Origin of the sequence: Occallatibacter sp., assembly GCF_049510455.1 — a bacterium.
GTDB lineage: Bacteria > Acidobacteriota > Terriglobia > Terriglobales > Acidobacteriaceae > Telmatobacter.
Genome location: NZ_JBEKYX010000010.1, coordinates 1 through 17,683 on the forward strand (window position 1 = coordinate 1; position 17,683 = coordinate 17,683).

At 58.7% G+C, this 17,683-nt stretch carries 13 protein-coding genes; 9 read left to right on the plus strand and 4 right to left on the minus strand.

Features of this window, described 5'->3' with window-relative positions; genetic code table 11:
• Positions 1-888 (plus strand): alpha-N-acetylglucosaminidase C-terminal domain-containing protein (locus ABSG47_RS03205; protein ID WP_424166293.1); only part of this gene is annotated, 888 nt, incomplete at its 5' end.
• On the opposite strand, the gene ABSG47_RS03210 is transcribed toward ABSG47_RS03205, so the two are convergent.
• Entirely contained in the window at positions 889-1,845 is a 957-nt protein-coding gene (locus ABSG47_RS03210; RefSeq protein WP_424166296.1) for a carbohydrate kinase family protein, read from the minus strand.
• Positions 1,846-2,011: 166 nt separating this feature from the next.
• On the opposite strand from ABSG47_RS03210, the gene ABSG47_RS03215 reads away from it, so the two are divergent.
• Positions 2,012-3,052, plus strand: coding sequence for an amidohydrolase family protein (locus ABSG47_RS03215; protein WP_424166298.1), 1,041 nt, complete (start codon positions 2,012-2,014; stop codon positions 3,050-3,052).
• A gap of 63 nt (positions 3,053-3,115) precedes the next feature.
• On the opposite strand, the gene ABSG47_RS03220 is transcribed toward ABSG47_RS03215, so the two are convergent.
• Both ABSG47_RS03220 and agaR read right to left on the minus strand, forming a co-directional pair.
• Positions 3,116-3,511: a DUF3592 domain-containing protein gene (locus ABSG47_RS03220; RefSeq protein ID WP_424166301.1), complete on the minus strand. Its 396-nt coding sequence runs from the start codon at positions 3,509-3,511 to the stop codon at positions 3,116-3,118.
• An 8-nt stretch (positions 3,512-3,519) separates the two neighbouring features.
• Entirely contained in the window at positions 3,520-4,281 is a 762-nt protein-coding gene (agaR, locus tag ABSG47_RS03225) for a transcriptional repressor AgaR (RefSeq protein WP_424166304.1), read from the minus strand.
• 248 nt (positions 4,282-4,529) lie between these two features.
• Between agaR and ABSG47_RS03230 the strand changes: the two genes are divergently transcribed.
• The 3 genes from ABSG47_RS03230 to ABSG47_RS03240 are packed head-to-tail and all read left to right on the plus strand — an operon-like array spanning position 4,530 to position 9,596.
• Positions 4,530-5,723 carry an SIS domain-containing protein gene (locus ABSG47_RS03230; RefSeq protein WP_424166307.1) on the plus strand — a complete coding sequence of 398 codons (1,194 nt, stop codon included), beginning with the start codon at positions 4,530-4,532 and terminating at the stop codon, positions 5,721-5,723.
• Positions 5,724-5,766: 43 nt separating this feature from the next.
• Positions 5,767-7,773: an alpha-galactosidase gene (locus ABSG47_RS03235; protein WP_424166310.1), complete on the plus strand. Its 2,007-nt coding sequence runs from the start codon at positions 5,767-5,769 to the stop codon at positions 7,771-7,773.
• Positions 7,770-9,596, plus strand: a complete 1,827-nt coding sequence (locus ABSG47_RS03240) for a glycoside hydrolase family 35 protein (protein WP_424166313.1) — start codon at positions 7,770-7,772, stop codon at positions 9,594-9,596. Before ABSG47_RS03235 ends, ABSG47_RS03240 begins: the two co-directional genes overlap by 4 nt.
• 15 nt (positions 9,597-9,611) lie before the next feature.
• Here ABSG47_RS03240 and ABSG47_RS03245 read toward each other — a convergent pair whose 3' ends face one another.
• A complete protein-coding gene (locus ABSG47_RS03245) occupies positions 9,612-11,192 on the minus strand; it encodes a Na/Pi symporter (protein ID WP_424166315.1) in 1,581 nt (526 codons plus the stop codon).
• Between the two features lie 411 nt (positions 11,193-11,603).
• On the opposite strand from ABSG47_RS03245, the gene ABSG47_RS03250 reads away from it, so the two are divergent.
• The 4 genes from ABSG47_RS03250 to ABSG47_RS03265 all read left to right on the plus strand — a co-directional run bounded on the left by ABSG47_RS03250 (position 11,604) and on the right by ABSG47_RS03265 (position 17,662).
• Entirely contained in the window at positions 11,604-14,192 is a 2,589-nt protein-coding gene (locus tag ABSG47_RS03250; protein ID WP_424166317.1) for a glycoside hydrolase family 95 protein, read from the plus strand.
• 102 nt (positions 14,193-14,294) lie between these two features.
• Entirely contained in the window at positions 14,295-15,338 is a 1,044-nt protein-coding gene (locus tag ABSG47_RS03255; protein WP_424166320.1) for a glycosyl hydrolase family 18 protein, read from the plus strand.
• Positions 15,339-15,366: 28 nt separating this feature from the next.
• Positions 15,367-16,281, plus strand: coding sequence for an N-acetylglucosamine kinase (locus tag ABSG47_RS03260; protein ID WP_424166322.1), 915 nt, complete (start codon positions 15,367-15,369; stop codon positions 16,279-16,281).
• Between the two features lie 16 nt (positions 16,282-16,297).
• Positions 16,298-17,662 carry an alpha-L-fucosidase gene (locus ABSG47_RS03265; protein WP_424166324.1) on the plus strand — a complete coding sequence of 455 codons (1,365 nt, stop codon included), beginning with the start codon at positions 16,298-16,300 and terminating at the stop codon, positions 17,660-17,662.
• Positions 17,663-17,683 lie beyond the last annotated feature (21 nt).

Below are 17,683 nucleotides of genomic sequence, written 5' to 3' on the forward strand. Positions count from 1 at the left end.
GCGAGCTGCAACAATCCTGCGGCGTTTGCGCTGCTGACGGAGCTGGCCTGGCGTCGGGAGCGGCTCGATCTGGCGAAGTGGTTTGCGGATTGGTCTGCGTATCGTTACGGTGGACGCGACGCCAATGCGGCGCATGCGTGGGATGTGCTGCGCGCGACTGCATACAACGAGAAGGCAGGCGAGTGGAGTGAGTCGCATGACAATCTCTTTTCTACGCAGCCGAGCCTGAGTGCAAACTCCGGCGCAACGTGGAGCCCGCATGAGCCGAGATACGATCTTGCGGTGTTTGCATCTGCGATTGGGCCGTTGCTTGAGACGCAGCCTGAGCTGCGGGCGAGCTCGGCGTATCGCTATGACCTAGTGGATGTGGCGCGGCAGACATTGGCGAATCAGAGCCGCGTGCTGCTGCCAGAGATACAGGCTGTGTATGCGGCGAAGGATGCTGCGAAATTTCGTGAACTGACGGCGAGGTGGATGGAAAAGATTGCGCTTCTCAATAAAATCGTCGGCACGGATAAGGCGTTTCTGCTGGGGCCTTGGCTGGCTGCTGCGCGGGCTGCAGGAAAGACAACGGCGGAGCAGGATGAGTTCGAGTTCGATGCGCGCAGCCTGCTGGTGGAGTGGGGTCCGGCTGCCTCTGCGCCTACGAACATTCATGACTATGCGAATCGCGAATGGAATGGGCTGCTGGAGTTTTATGCGGAGCGCTGGAAGCTGTACTTCGACTCGCTGCAGACGGCGCTTGAGAAAAACGAATCGGCAAAGGCGATTGATTGGTTTGCAGTGCATGAGAGCTGGGCGAAGCGGACGAATCGCTATGCGGAGCGGCCTGAGGGCGATGCTTACACAGTGGTGCGTGGGGTAAGTGCGGCGATTACTGCTTCGTGATTACAGGTGCGCGAAGTTGTGTTCGCGCAGGAACTGATTGCGGAGGGTGACATCACGAAAGGCTTCTGTACCACCGGGGCGAAGCGTGGAGAGCGCGCCGGTGATGTTGCCCGCGCGCGCTGCTTCTTCATAGCTTGCGCCGCGCAGAAATGCGAAGAGGAAGCCTGAGTTGAAGCTGTCGCCGGCGCCGATGGTATCGATGGGAGTGACGGGAACGCCGGGGACAATGATGCGCTTGCTTTCGGCCTGTACCACCGCGCCGTTTTTGCCGCACTTCACAGCGATTACAGGCACCCTGGCTGAGAGCGTGGTGAGAGCTTCATCGAGTGTATTGCGGCGAGCGATTTTGAGGATTTCGTTTTCGTTGGGCAGGAGAATGTCAACGTAATCGAGCAGCTCATGCAGCACGCCTTCCCATCGGTCTTCGGGGTCGTCGTTGGTGTCGAGCGAGATGGTGAGGCCGTCGCGCTTGAGATCGCAGAAGAGTTGCGGGAGATCCTTTTCGAGACCGCGATGCAGAAAGAGTGATGAGAGATGGAAGTGGCGGGCTGAGGCAAGGTAGGCGTAGTCGAGATCGGCGCGCGACATCTCAGCCATGACGCCGGGATAGGTGAACATGCGGCGCGTGGCGCCATGCGGAAGGATGAGGGTGACACCGGTGGATGCCGAGCCGGTGGAGTGGGTGACGCGCGACAGATCGACGCCGGATTCCTTGAGGCGATTGAGCGCGATGGGGCCGAGTGAGTCTGCTTCGGAATTTGCGCCGACGCGCGTGATAAAGCCGACCTGCGCGCCGAGCACGGCAAGATTGTGCGCCAGAATGGCGGAAGAGCTGCCCAGGGTCAACTGAAAATCGCTAGCCAGCAGCTCGCGCTCGACGGGCAGCTCCGTGGGCAGACCGTAGAGGATGAGATCGAGATTGATTTCTCCAGCGATTGCGATATCAAGCTTTTTCATGCGATGTGCGATGTACCGATTTGAGTGTAGGTGGGTGCGAGAATTGCCGTCAATCATCCGAAATAAATCGTAATAAAATGTAATTCACCTGCTGTCTGGACGGACGGAGCAAGCCCGTTGCCGTATCGTGAGGTGGTTTGGTTCGCCGGGCAATGAGGAGTCTGCAATGCAGGACAAATTTGTAGATATGGTGAGCGCCAAGGCGGAAGTAGATCTGCCGCTGAGCAGCTTTCAGCCGCGCTCATCGCTGACCACTGCGGTGACGGTGGTGGAGAAGCCGAAGTTTCCGGCAATTGATTATCACAATCATCTGGATTCGACGGAGCCGCGCAAGGTGCTGGGCATTATGGACCGGTGCGGCGTGGAACGGGTGGTGAACATTACGATGCGGACCGGCGAAGAGGGCCTTGCCATGATGGACCGCTTTCATGGCGCTGCGCCGGAGAGATTCTTTTCAATCGGATGGATGGATTGGAGCGATGTGACGCGTGCGGATTTTGTGCAGGCTACGCTCGACCGCATCCAGCGGATGTTGGATCATGGCGCTGTCGGAATCAAGTTCTGGAAGGACTTTGGGCTGACGGTGCGCGATGCCGACGGCAAGCTGCTGCGGATTGACGATGAGCGCTTTGCGCCGATCTTTGCAGCGTGCGGCGAGTGGAAGCTGCCGGTCATGTTTCATACGGCGGACCCGACGGCATTCTTTCAGCCGATTGACCAGCACAACGAGCGGTACGAGGAGCTGGCCGCGCATCCGGAGTGGGGCTTTCAGGATTCGCCGGTGACGAAGCGCGAGCTGATCGAGCAGCGAAATCGAGTCATAGCCCGGCACCCGGAGGTGACGTTTGTGGGCGCGCACTGCGCGGAATGCAGTGAGAATTTGCAGTGGCTTGGCGAGCAGCTGGATGCGCTGCCGAATCTGATGATCGACATCAGTGCGCGCACGCCGGAACTGGGACGGCAACCGTACCGTGCACGGAATTTTTTCCTGAAGTATTCCGATCGGATTTTGTTCGGCACGGACCTGCTGCCGGAAGACGCGATGTACCGGCTTTACTTCCGCTTTCTTGAGACGGCGGATGAGTATTTTGAGTATCCCTCGCATACCTCGCGGCAGGGACGGTGGAATATCTATGGGCTGTTTCTGCCGGACGATGTGCTCAGGAAGGTGTATCGGGAGAATGCGCTCAAGCTGTTGAAGCGGTAGAGGGAAGAGCTTGCAATGCCGCAAAGTTTGAAGGCTCTGTTGAAGGAGCCAGGGCACTCGTGCTTAGAGGTCTTCCTTTCGCAGCACAGATCGTGACGGGTCGCGCGGATCCACGTGAACCATGATGTTGCGGCCCTTATAAGAAGCTGCCCAGCTTTGAGCTTCTGCTTCCGTATCGAGCATCCGGCAGAACTCACCCATTTGCAGTTCAGGATTGCGATAGAAGTAGGTGAGTGTGGCGACGTAGCCGACGATGCGCTCTCCGGATTGGCCCTGCTCCTTTTGCGCGACAACGCTGACGACATCCACGACAGCAGAGATTTTTGTCCAGTCCTGCCCGCGGATGCCGTTCAGCCATTGGAGGAAGAACCTCCAGTAGCGAGCCGCGATTCCGCCTGTAAAAACGATGGCGAAGAGCGCCAGGTGGTACCAGCTCTGGAATGTGCCGCGTGTCATCATGCCAGCGCTCAGCAGACGGTGACTTCGATGCTTGCTTTGCGGAGTGCGGCGAGATCGGTCTTGGCGATACCGCGATCTGTAATGACATGATGCAGCGAGGCTGTGGGGCAGAGGAGCGAGAGGCTGCGCTTGCCAAATTTGCTGGAGTCGCAGACGGCGACGGTGCGGCGCGCCACGTCCATCATGGCGCGATTGACGCGTGCCTCAAGCAGGTTCGGGGTAGAGAGCCCGAAGTCGACATCGAAGCCGTCCACGCCGAGAAAGAAGATATCGGCGCTCAGCTTGCGCAGGGTTTCTTCAGCCAGCGGACCCACTTGCGAGAAAGAATTCTTTCGCACATTCCCGCCGGTGAGAATGACTTCGATATTGGTTCCGGAAAGCTCAACGGCAATGTTGACCGCGTTGGTAATGACGGTGAGGCTCTGAAAGTTTCGGAGGGCACGGGCAATGGCGGTGGTAGTGGTGCCGGAATCGAGAATGACGACCTGGCCTTCAGAGACCAGTTTGACGGCCTCCGCGGCGATGGCGTTCTTTTCTTCGCGATGAAGTTTTTCTTTGTCGAGCAGGCTGGGATCTTCAAGGACATTGCCCCTGGCAGTCAGCGCGCCGCCGTGGGTCCTGTAGACGTGCCCCCTGGCGTGAAGGGTTTCAAGATCCTTGCGAATCGTAACCTGTGACGTATGGAAACGCTGGGCCAGGTCCACGACCAGAACGCGGCCCTCCCGGTTGAGGATCTCAAGAATGGCTCTCTGTCGTTCTTCGCTTAGCACGTTGTGTCAGCTCGTAAAAACGCTTGTTTCAATTGGATGCCTGAGCCGGTATTGTAATTGCCCACGGGAATGCTATTCCAGAGGCAAGATTACGTCTGAAGCAATTACGCGTATGATCCGGAGCAACAACTGTTCAAAAAGCACATTTACTTTCATATCTTGCCTGCAAAAGAAATCATTCGTAATATATCGACAGGTTCGTCGAACTTTGCATCCAATGTTTTCAGGTAGTTTCTGGAAGGTACAGAATGGATCCTTTATCCAATTTGCTCGCTGAACCGGCTGCCCGACGGGCACAGCGGGGAACCGTGCATACTCCGCGCGAGATTGCGCAGCAGCCCGACACATGGCAGAAGACGTTCTCGCTTCTTGCAAGCAGGCAGGATGAGATTGCCGCCTTTCTCAAGGCCACAGGCCTGATGAGCGCCAGCGGACGGAGGCCAACGGTGCTTCTGATCGGCGCGGGAACTTCGGATTATATTGGGCGGTGCCTGCATCATCTGCTGCGCGCCGAATGGCAGTGCGAGGTGATTCCGGTTCCAAGCACCAGCCTGCTTACGGATTTCTCGGACTACCTGGTTCCGGACAAGCCGTATCTTTGGATACATTTTTCGCGCTCCGGGGATAGCCCGGAAGGCGTGGCGGTGCTGGAACAAGCGCTGGCCGAGCTGCCGGATATGCATCACCTGGTGATTACCTGCAATGCGGGAGGACGCGAGATCGGGATGGTGCAGGGAAGGCCGAATTGCCTGGGCATAGTGCTGGAGGATGCGACGAACGATCGCGGCTTGGCGATGACGAGTTCCTTCTCCAACATGGTGCTGGCGGGGCAGTTGCTGGCGCACACGTTTACCGCGGAGAGCTACGAGCCGATCTTTCAGGAGATTGTGGAGGCAGGGCGGGATTTTCTTCCGCGCGCGGCGGAGATTGCGGAGAAGCTTGCGCGGGAGGGTTACAGCCGGGCCTGTTTTGTGGGCTCAGGTCTTCTGGCCGGCGTGGCGCAGGAGTCCGCGCTGAAGCTGCTGGAGCTTACGGCTGGCCAGGTGAAGACGATGTCGGAGTCCACGCTGGGGCTGCGTCATGGCCCCATGGCGGCACTGGATGAGGAAACACTTTTTGTAAGCTTTTTGCCGGGATCAGAGGCGCGGCGGAACTATGAGATCGATCTGCTGCGGGAGATTGGCGAGAAGCGGCTGGTAAGGACACGCGTGGCTGTAGCGGGCAGCGGCGGCGCACTTGAGCAGAGCGGAGCGGCGGAGCATTTTCTTGCGCCGCGAGGCCAATGGAAGATTCCGGATTTTTATTTGCCGGTGGTGGATGTAATCTTCGGGCAGTTGATGGGCTTGTTCTCGTCACTGCAGCTTGGGTTCATGCCGGATACGCCGAGCCCGAATGGGGCAATCAGCCGCGTGGTGCAGACCATCGAGATTTATCAAGCGTAACTGGGTACAATCGCAATCCATTTTGCGCAAAGAGGAGTGTCAGGTGATCCATCGGTCGCCGCGTACTTTTGCCTGCCTGAGTGTTGTGGCTGCCTGCATGGGCGCCGTGCTGCCCCTACAGCTCTGCATGGCGCAGACAGCCAGGCTGGACGCGAACGGCGGCAGTGTCCGTAGCGCGGGAATTGTTGCCGAATGGCAGGCCCACGGTAATCGGCCTGCGGCGTTGACCGTGCGCGGAGAACAGAGCGCGATTGTGCTGGAGAGCCCGTTTGCGATTTCCATCAAAGATCGCGGCGTGCTGAACACGGCAGAGCTGACTCCTGAAGGCGAGCCGAGCGTAGAGCAACTGAAGCCGGAGCCTGGGGCTTCACGATTCTCCGACCGTGTGCCAGGTGTAGCGGTGCATTATCAGCTTGCCGACCCGCAGGGCGAGTTTCATGCGGTCTGGTCGCTGATTCTGCGCGAGGGATCGAATTATGTGCGCCAGTCGTTGACGATTACAGCGGGCGATAAGCCGGTGAGCATCACGGGAGTGCGGCTGATTGATGCGCACGCGCCGGGGATGGAGGTTGCGGGCACGGTGAATGGTTCGCCGCTGGTGGCAAGTGAAGACAAGGCAGATTTCTTTCTTGGCTTCGAGCATCCGTTGAGCGAATCGAGTGTCGTGGGCAATCGCGGTGTAAGCGCGCTCTCGATTGCGGTGCCGCTGGGTGCGCATCAGGCCGCAACGTACTCCGCGGTCATTGGCATTGCGCGCAAAGCACAACTGCGGCGTGATTTTCTTGCGTACATTGAGCGCGAGCGCGCGCATCCATATCGCACGTTCCTGCATTACAACAGTTGGTTCGATATTGGCTTCTTTACGCAATACACACAGCAGGACGCGCTGACGCGCATTCATGAGATTGGCGATGAGCTGAACAAGAAGCGCGGCGTGACGCTGGATTCGTATCTCTTTGACGATGGCTGGGACGATCATAACGATCTGTGGCGAATCCGCTCAGACTTTAAGGATGGGTTTACACCACTCAAAGAGGCTGCTGCGGAGTACGGCACCGCGCCCGGGATCTGGCTTTCGCCGTGGGGCGGCTACGGCAAGCCGAAAGATGAGCGCGTGGCTACAGCCAAGCGCGATGGGTATGAGTTGGCCGGCGGGCTGCTCGCGCTCTCCGGGCCGAAATACTACGCGCGCTTCCACGAAGCAGTGACGGAGCTGGTGACGAAGTACGGGATCAACCAGTTCAAGCTCGACGGCACAGGCAACGCGGACCAGGTGATCAAGGGAAGCCAGTTTTCAAGCGACTTTGACGCGGCGATTCATTTGATCGGCGATCTGCGGCAGTTGAAGCCGGACATTTATATCAACCTGACGACGGGCACGTATCCCTCGCCCTTCTGGCTGATGTATGCGGATTCCATCTGGCGTGGCGGCGACGACACGGAACACGAGGGCGTGGGAACGTGGCGCGAAAAGTGGATCACCTATCGCGATGCGGATGTGTATGACGAGGTGGTGAAGCGTGGACCGCTCTATCCACTGAACTCGCTGATGCTGCACGGCATTGTGTATGCGCAGAAGGCGCCGCATCTCTCAACCGATCCGGGCAACGATTTTGCGAATGAAGTCCGCAGCTACTTTGGCACCGGCACGCAATTGCAGGAGCTGTACATTACGCCGAAGCTATTGAGCGATGCCAACTGGGATGTGCTGGCGGAGAGCGCGAAATGGTCGCGCACGAATGCGGCAACGCTGAAAGACACGCATTGGGTGGGCGGCGATCCGCGCTGGTTGCAGGTGTATGGATGGGCCTCATGGTCGGCTGCGAAAGGGATTTTGACGCTGCGCAATCCGAGTGACAAGCCGCAGACGATTTCGCTCAATGTGGAGCAGATCTTTGAGCTGCCCGCAGGTGCGCCGCGCCGCTACAAGGCGCACAGCCCGTGGGCCGCGGATGCTGCTACGCCCGCGATGGATCTGCGCGCGGGCCAGCCGCATACGTTTCAATTAGGCCCGTTCCAGGTGCTGACGCTGGAGGCGCTGCCGCAGTGAACAAGAGATTCGGAATTGTTGTCGCGGTACTGGCGCTGATTGCCGGCGCAGCCGCTTTATGCGCGCAGCCTGCGCCCTCGGATCACGTCTTGCATGCGGTGGGCGACCATTTTGAGCTGGACGGCAAGCGCTTTCAGATCATCTCCGGCGCAATTCACTATGCCCGTGTGCCGCGCGCGTACTGGCGTGACCGTCTGAAGAAGGCGAAAGCGATGGGGTTGAATACCGTGGAGACGTACGTCTTCTGGAATCTACATGAGCCGGAGCCAGGCAAGTACGACTTCAGCGGGCAGAACGATGTGGCGGAGTTCATCCGCGAAGCGCAGCAGGAAGGACTATATGTAATTCTGCGTCCCGGTCCATACGTGTGCGCGGAGTGGGAGTTTGGCGGCTATCCCGCATGGCTCTTGAAGAATCCTAATATCAAGGTGCGGACCTCCGATTCAGCATTCATGGAACCGGCAACGCGCTGGCTGCATCGATTGGGTCAGGAACTTGCTCCACTGCAAAGCGGCAACGGCGGGCCAATCATTGCAACACAAGTAGAGAACGAATACGGCAGTTTTGGATCGGATCACGCGTACATGGAGCAGATTCACCAGGCACTGATCGATGCGGGATTTACGAAGTCGATGCTGTACACGGCGGACGGCGCGGATGAGCTTCCGAATGGCACGCTGCCGGAGCTTCCCGCTGTGATTAACTTCGGCACAGGCGGCGCGAAGGAAGAGTTTGCCAAGCTTGAAAAATTTCGCCCAACGGGACCGCGCATGTGCGGCGAATACTGGGCCGGATGGTTCGATCACTGGGGCGAGCAGCATCACACGGAGAGCGCAAAGACTGAGGCCGACGAGCTGAAGTGGATGCTGGAGCAGGGCTTCAGCGTGAATCTGTATATGTTTCACGGCGGCACAAGTTTTGGCTGGATGAACGGCGCAAACATGGACGGCAAGAAGTATCAGCCAACCGTGACCAGCTATGACTACGACGCGCCGGTAAGCGAGAGCGGCGAGCTGACGCCGAAGTATGCGCTCTTCCGCGAAGCGATTGCAAAGGCAACTGGCGTTGTGCCGCCCGCACCGCCTGCGCCGATTGAAACACGCGCGTATGCCTCCGTTGAGTTCACGCGCTCAGCATCGTTGTTTGCGAGCCTGCCAGGGCCAGTGAAATCGAGCGATGTGCAACCAATGGAAGCGCTGGGGCAGAACTATGGGTACATTCTCTATCGCACAACGGTAGATGCGGCGCAGAGTGGCGAACTAAAACTCGATGCTCTGCACCAGTACGCGCAGGTGTATCTCGATGGCGAGCTGATTGGCACGCTGGACCGGCGGCTGCCGCAGGACACGCTGACACTGGCGATTGCGCATGATCCTGCGCAGCTCGACATCCTCGTCGAGAACTCGGGCCGCGTGAACTTTGGGCATCAGTTTCCAATGGAATGGACCGGAATTACGCATGAAGCGACGCTGGGCGGCAAAGCGCTGGCGCATTGGCTGATGTATTCGTTGCCCATGCAGCAGACAAGCACGCTGCCGTTTGCGGAGAGGCCATGCGAGGGAGCGTGTTTTTACGAAGCAAGCTTCAACGTCGATCAGCCCGCTGATACATTTATCGACACGCGCGCGTTTGGCAAAGGCATGGTGTGGGTGAATGGCACGCCGCTGGGGCGATTCTGGAAGATCGGCCCGCAGGGCGCACTGTACCTGCCCGCGCCGTTTTTGAAGCGAGGCCGCAACAGCGTCGTCATCTTTGACCTTGAAGGCAAAAGCAATCCCACGCTGAAATTTTCCGACAAGCCGATTCTCGACTTTCGTCCATAGCTGCCGCAAAAATAATCAGGCAGTCATGCGCGCATCCACGCGAAGCCATAAGGCAAGTTGCCGCAGCAGCCATATATTGCGCTCGAAGAGCCTTGTGGCGTAATGTAGTGCGGCAATCTCCTTTGTCTTTTCGGCGTAATCCGCATACATCCGATCGCGCATTTCTTCCATCATGCTGCCGCGATCATCGGTAACGCGTACGAGCAAGTCGATGCGCACAAAATCGCGCGTTGTAAGCGCATCGTTGGCCATGAGAAGAATCGTATCGAGCGCTTCCAGAAGTGTCATGGCCAGCTCATTCCCGGCATAGTGTTGCAGCGTCTCGGCAAACAGAAAGACATTTTCATCCAGCGCCCGCAGGGTTTCCTCTTTGTGCTGAAACGAAATCACCCGCGCCGCCAGATCTGTTGCGATGGGCTGCTTCACCAACGCCGCAAGAAAGCTTGTAATCTCGCCTTCGAGCACGCCGGCTGCGTCATGCAGAGACTTCAGCGTTACGCTTTCACGACCGCGCACGATATCCAGATAGCGCCTGAGCGCGAGCATGATTCGCATCTGCTCCAGTGCTACCAGCTCCGGCGTCGCCTCAGGAGAACGCAAGGCCTCCGGTTGCAGATACATCGGTTGCGACAGGCTTTGCTCCGGCGTCGCCGGTGAAATTTTTGCCAGCCACTTTGGCGCCCATTTCAACCCGGCGATGCCTACCGCTGCAATCGTCAGATTCAGCGTGAGAAACATCAGCGCAATCTGACCCGGCAGCGTGGGTGAGAGTTTTGTGAAGGCTGCTTGCAGCAGCGGCAAGCTCGACTCTCGTTCGATGAGCAGCAGCGCGCCCAAAAGGATGGCGGCAATGGCATTTGAAAAAATCTGATACCAGGCAATCTGCCTGGGAATGCCGCGCAGTGTGCTGGTTAGAAAATGCATCGCGACCGCCGCGCCCAGCCCCAGGCCCGCAATTGCCATGAGCGCCGGAAACTCGGTTCGCAGTCCGACCTTTTCGACCGTGATGATAATGGCCGCACAGCCGGCCGAAGAGTGAATCACGCTGCGCATCAGCAGGCCCACAACAAATGCGGCATCCGGCCATCGGTCAAAAAACCGCGCAGCAGTCATCAGCCCATGCGATCCGGCCAGCGGGCTGAAGGCCTGCTTCATCATGTCCAGCCCGAAAAAGACAAGCCCGATAGAAAGCAGTCCGGCAATCCACGGCTTCCACCTGCCAAGCAGCTTGAACGCCAGAATCGTGCCGCAAATGCCGATCAGCATCAGGATGGGAAGATGAAGATCGACCGCGGCAACCAGCACAAGCGCCGCGGTGCCAATGTTGGCGCAGGAGAGCACGACAAGCGCCCGGCTCAGCGGCAGCAATCCGCTCGACACCATGCCCGACAGGATGAACGTGACCACCGAGGTGCTCTGCGTTACGGCGCCCGCCACTATGCCGAGCAGCCCGGCGCGCACCTGCCCGCTGGTTGTCCGCGTCAGCAGATTTCGGAAACGCTGCCCGCTTAACTGCCGCAAATTATCTGAAATGCCGGCAATGCCTGTAAAAAAGAAACTCAGCCCCGCCGTATACAGCGCAATCAACTTAACCATCTGCAAGAATCCAGCTCAACAGAAAAATGCGCCTCCGTGCCGTTCCGGCGCAGTCATAGGCCATTAAGAGCCCCATGCTACCGGGGCAGAAAATCTGGGGTTGTTACGTGAAGCCGGAATCAGAGTTCCAGGCTGCCAGAATTGTACATGGATACGCTCAAGCTCGAATCCCGCGCATTAATTTATAAGGAAGAAAGGAGCTTTTCCGGGATGTGTAGAAATTGGTTCAGCTCGAAGAGAAGCGTGGCTGCGCTATTTGTGTACACGGCAAGGATGCAGACTGCGGCAATACACGCGCAGCAGGCAAGTTGAGCCAGCCATAACTCCGACGCGATATGCTCAGCAAGCCAGTTCTCGATATGCATCCATAACTTTGTCCACCACAACACAGTTCACAGGAAGTGTGAAATCATGCAATCCATATCGCGCCGCCGTTTTTTAGCTTCTGCTCCCGCCGCCGCTGGAGCGCTGGCGTTAAGAAAAAGCCTGCACGCAGCGGAACCGGCAGAGATGCAGAACACTGCTCTCAAGCTCTGGTACCGCCAGCCCGCTACGCAATGGGTAGAAGCCCTTCCCATTGGCAACGGACGCTTTGGGGCGATGGTTTTTGGAGGCGGCGCAGTGAGCCCTGAGCCTGCCAAAGGAACGATGGCAGATTGCTCCGACGTGGCGGTCGAGGTGGACCCTGCCAGGGAGACGCTGGCGCTCAACGAGGATACGTTGTGGTCCGGGCATCCCGCAGACGGCAACAGGCGTAATGCGAAAGAAGCGTTGCCGGGGATTCGCAAGGCGGTTCTTGAGCAGCAGGATTATCATCTGGCGGACAAGCTGTGCCATGAGTTGCAGGGAATGTTTGGCGAGGCGTATCAGCCCGCCGGATTGCTGCATGTGGATTGCGTGCATGCGGAGACGGTGACCAATTATCGCCGCGAGCTGGATCTGGATGCCGCGATGGCGCGAACAAACTACAGCGCGGGCGGCGTGCAGTTTGTTCGCGCGGTCTTTGCATCGGCGCCGGACCAGGCAATTGTGCTGCGCTTGACGGCGAGCAGCGCTGGAGCGCTGAACGCAACGCTATGGATGGACGGTGCGCTGATGCGGAAGGTGACGGAGTCCGCGCAGGGCGCAGCAGAAGGCCGGCTGCTGCTCGAAGGCAAAGCAGCGAGTCATGTGCCGGGCGCGGGGCATCCCGATAGCGAAAAGGGGGCTGTTTTTTCCGATGCCGCAGGCGAAGGCATGTACTTTGCGGTAGCAGTGCACGCACGCAGTGAAGGAGGCAGAATTCATGCCGAGGCCGGTCGCCTGCGAGTGGAGGGCGCAACAGTTTTGACCGTGACGCTGACCGCGGCCACAGGCTTTCGCGGTTTCGACCACAATCCAGACCTGCCGTTGGAAACAGTAAAACAAAATGCGACCAGGCAACTGGATGGAGCGATGAAGAGCAGTTACGATACGCTGCTTGAACGGCACCAGGCTGATCATCGAAGGCTGTTTCAACGTGTCGCGTTAGACCTTGGCTCCGGCACTGCCGCAACGGCATTACCCACCGATGAGCGATTGAAAGCTTTTGCAGATACACCCGATCCATCGCTGCTCGCGCTTTACTTTCAATATGGCCGCTACCTGCTCATCGCCAGCTCGCGGCCCGGCTCGCAGCCTGCGAATCTGCAGGGCATCTGGAACTTTCAGGTGCAGCCGCCGTGGAGCTGCAACTGGACCTCCAACATCAATATTGAAATGAACTACTGGCCTGCGGAGAGCTGTAACCTGAGCGATTGCGCGGAGCCGCTCTTTGATCTGGTGCAGGGTCTCAGCCAGACCGGCCGCCGCGCAGCGGAAGAGACCTATGGCCTGCCCGGCTGGGTTTCGCACCACAACATTGATATCTGGCGCACGGCCAATCCTGTCGGCATGGGCGTGGGGCAGCCAACGTGGGCCAACTGGCAGATGAGCGGCCCGTGGCTCTGCGCGCACCTTTACGAACATTATCTGTTTACCGGCGATCGCGAGTTTCTACGCACGCGCGCTTATCCATTGATGAAATCTTCCGCGGAGTTTTGCCTGGCATGGTTGATTGAAGATGGCAACGGGCATCTGACAACCTGTCCATCGTTCTCCACGGAAAACTCGTTCCTTGCGCCGGATGGAAAATCCGCCAATACCAGCGCGGGATGCGCCATGGATATGGCGCTGATCCGCGAGCTTTTTGCCAACTGCATTACAGCCGCAAAAGAGCTGGGCCCCGATGCGGAATTTGCGGCGGAGTTTGCCGCGAAGCTCCAGGCAGCTCGCGCGCGGCTGCTGCCATACAAAGTGGGGCGCTACGGTCAACTGCAGGAGTGGAGCGTGGATTTTGAAGAGAGCGAGCCGGGTCAGAGGCACATGTCGCACATGTATCCGCTCTATCCTGGCGCGGAGATTACGCCGGACCTCAACCCGGAGTTATCGCGCGCCGCACGCGTCTCTCTTGAGCGTCGGCTTGCCCACGGAGGCGCCTATACGGGCTGGAGCCGCGCCTGGGCTATCGCTTTCTGGGCGCGCCTGAAGGATGGCGACAAGGCGTGGGAGTCGCTGGAAATGCTGATGAAGCACAGCACCAATTCCACGCTGCTCGATACGCATCCGGCAGGCAAGGGCAAGAGCATCTTTCAGATCGATGGCAACTTTGGCGCAACGGCTGCGATGGCCGAGATGCTGCTGCAGAGCCATGCCGGATTCATCGAGTTTCTGCCGGCGCTGCCAACTGCCTGGCCGCAGGGCGAGGTCAAAGGCCTTCGTGCGCGTGGCGCGCTGCAAGTGGATCTTGAGTGGCAGAGCGGACGTGCTGTACGCGCAAACCTGCGCGCGGATTCGGGAGGTTTATTCACGCTGCGCGCGCCGGCAAACCAGCGGATTGACCATATTATGGGCGACGGAAATCCACAACTGGAGCGGGTCAACGAGAGAACCGTGCGATGCACGCTGCAGCCGCGCGCTGCCTATCGGGTGAGCTTTGCATAAGGCGCAATGGAACCCGAGTCAATCCAGATCGTTCCACCCCGCTCCGGCGCGATATGCTGCCTTTACAGCTCTCTTGTGAGCGTTTGAATGAGGCGGTGAAAGATGCGACGGCTCACTTTGCTTGTGGCTTTACTGTTGCTCTGCGGCTGGGCAAACGCCAAGCCCGCGGCGCTGTTTTATTTGACGGATAGTCCTGAGGGAATCCGCTCGTTTCTGGCGCATGCGTCCAAGATCGACATCCTCGTTCCCACCTGGTACCAGGTGGATGAAAACGGCTTAGTGACCGGCGGCCCAAACATGACCGTGCTGGCAGTGGCAAAGGCCAAAGGCGTGCCGGTCATGCCGATTCTTGCGATGTTCAATAAAAAGGGATTTCATACCCTGGCAGGCAACCCTGATGCTCAATTGCGCATGAACGAAGCGCTGCTACGCGAGGCTAAGCTGCATGGCTATGTTGGCTTCCAGTTTGACCTGGAGAACGTGGATTATCTCGATCGCGACAGGCTCAGCACCGTAACAGCCAATACCGCGCAACTGCTGCACGCAGCAGGCCTACAGCTCAGCATTGCCACCGTTCCCAATGCGCCGGGCTATCCGGGCCAGGGCGGATTTTCCAAGTGGATTTTTACCGACTGGCGCGGCGCGTATGATCTGGCTGCGCTGGCGAAATCCGTGGACCTGATCTGCCTGATGACCTACGACCAGAACACGCGCTGGACGATGCCGGGGCCTGTTGCGGGTTGGGGATGGACCGTTGAAAACCTGGATTATGCGCTGAAGGTTGTGCCGAAAGAAAAACTCTCGCTCGGCATTCCGCTCTACGGCTATCACTGGTACACCAAAGCGCCAACGGTGGATAAGGACGGCACGGAGCATCCCAACGTGACGGCCGATTACATCAGCACGCCCGATGCTTTGCGCCTGGCCACCGACTACAACGGCAAACCGCAGTGGGATGCTGAGGATCACAATGCGTTTCTCTTCTTTTATCGCGACCAGTTGCGCGAATGGATCTTCTATACCGACAAGCGCACCTTTCAGGATCGCTATGAACTGGTGAAACAGCGCGGTCTTCAGGGCTTCTGCTCGTGGGTGTTGGGAACCGAAGACCCGGAAATCTGGAACCTTCTGCCGGACGTTCATTGAGGCCTGGCGGAATCGGAGTTAGTCACGAATGTCGTATTTTCTTGCGGTGGATTCAGGCGGCACCAAGGCTGAATATTTACTCACGGATGAAACGCGTGAGCTCAAACGCACGTTCAGCGGAACCATTCGTCGCGTCAATGCGGATGCGGCAGTTGCTGCGGAAAACGTTGCAGGCGCGCTCGCGGAACTCGAAGCAACAACAGGCGTGCAGATGTCGCAGATCACGCGCACCTGCATCGGCACCTCCGGCAACACCGTGCCGCTGGTCACCGACTGGCTGCGAGAAGAGTTTTCGCGCCGCGTGGGCGGTGAGCTGATCATCGTCGGTGATGTGGAGATCGCGCTTGACTCGATCTTTCACGGAGGCCGCGGCGTGCTGGTGCTGGCCGGCACCGGCTCCAATGTGGCCGCGCGCGCCGCGAATGGCGAGATCATGACAGCCGGCGGCTGGGGTCCGAATCTCGCCGATCAGGGCTCGGGTCATTTCATCGGCCTCGAAGGCCTGCGCCGCGGCTTTCTGGCACGCGATGCGCAGCGGCCTTCACAGCTTCTGGAATCCGCGCGGAGGCTATTCGATTTGCCAACGGTGGATGCGTTGATCGAGTTTGCGAATGCGCAGCATCCCGTGCATTATGCATCGAAGTTCGCGCCGGAGGTTGTCCGCTGTGCAGCAGCAGGTGACGCAGTGGCGCAGGAGATTCTCGCGCAGGGCGGACGCGATCTCGCCTATCTCGCCGCATTGCTGATTGAGCGTATGCGCGCAGTGGAACCCGGCGAATTCCAACCGCCGGAGATCGCCATCGCCGGCAGCATCCTGGCGCATGTAGAGCCCGAGCGCACCGCGATGCGGCAGGCGCTGCGCGAGCTCTATCCTGCAATCCGTTTCGTGGACGAACCCGCCGATCCAGTGCTGGGAGCCTTATGGCGCGCGATGCGCGGATAAAAATTGAGAGGGGATCATGAGACGCAACGCGAAGTATTGGATTGCCTGCGCGGCAGCTTTGCTTGTATTGCTGAATGTTCCTGCGACTCGCGGCCAGGAAGCGGGCGTGATAACTCCTGCTCCGTATCAGACCGCGTGGCAGGATCTTGAATTCGGCGTCATCCTTCATTTCTCCACCAATACCTTTCTTGACCGCGAGTGGGGCGACGGCACGGCCAGTCCAGCCACATTCAACCCCACGCAGTTCGATCCCGATCAATGGATGAAGGCCATTCGCGATTCCGGCGCGAAGTATGTGGTGCTGGTGGCCAAGCATCACGATGGCTTTTGTCTCTGGCCCACCGGGCAAACCGATTACAGCGTGAAGAGCAGCCCGTGGCAGAACGGCAAAGGCGATGTAGTGGGCGACGTGGCGCGCGCCGCACGGAAATACGGACTGAAGTTCGGCGTCTATCTCTCGCCCTGGGACCGGCATGAGCCGAAGTACAAGGACTCCGCCGAGTACGACAAGTATTACAACGCGGAGCTGGAAGAGCTGGCCACAAACTACGGCGACCTGGTGGAGTTCTGGTTGGATGGCGCGGGTAGCGCAGGCCATGTCTACAACTTTCCGAAGATCGTTGAGACGCTGCGAACCTATCAACCGAACACCGTGGTCTTTGCCGACATGGCGCTCTTTGAATACGGCGACGCGCGCTGGGTAGGCAATGAAGCAGGCGTTGTTCCTTATGAAAACTGGAACGTGATTGATCGCCACGGCTATCGCCGCTGGAGGCCCGCTGAAGCCGACACGCCATTGCGTAAGATGCACTGGTTCTGGCATCCCAACGATGAAGCCTCACTGAAGTCTGTACCCGAGCTGCTGGATGCGTATGACTCATCCGCAGGCCGCGGAGCGCAGCTTATGCTGGGCCTTGCGCCTGATAAACGCGGCCTGCTGCCCGACTCCGACGTGAAGCGCCTGGAAGAGTTTGGCGCTGCGCTGCAAAAGCGAGCAGAGAATAATCTTGCCGCGCATCATGCTGCCACCACGCCGGAGGCCGCAGCTGCGCTCGACAACGATCCGGATACATTCTGGTCCGCGCCCGCAGGCTCACATCACGCGCAGCTTGAAGTAGTCTTCGACAAACCCGAGACCTTCGATCACGCCGTAACAATGGAGTGGCTCAATGACGGCCAGCATGTCGAGAAGTACGCCATTGAAGTGTGGAGCGAGAGTGAGCACAAGTGGAAGCCCGTTGCGCAGGGTCAGGCCATTGGCCACAAAAAGATCGACAAATTCCCTGCTGTGACCGCGCGGCGCGTGCGGCTAGATATTCTCTCCAGCACATCGGAGGCGCACATCCGCGAGTTTCAACTCTTCAACTGGGCCGGTAATTAGACAGCGAGAACCTTGATTCCC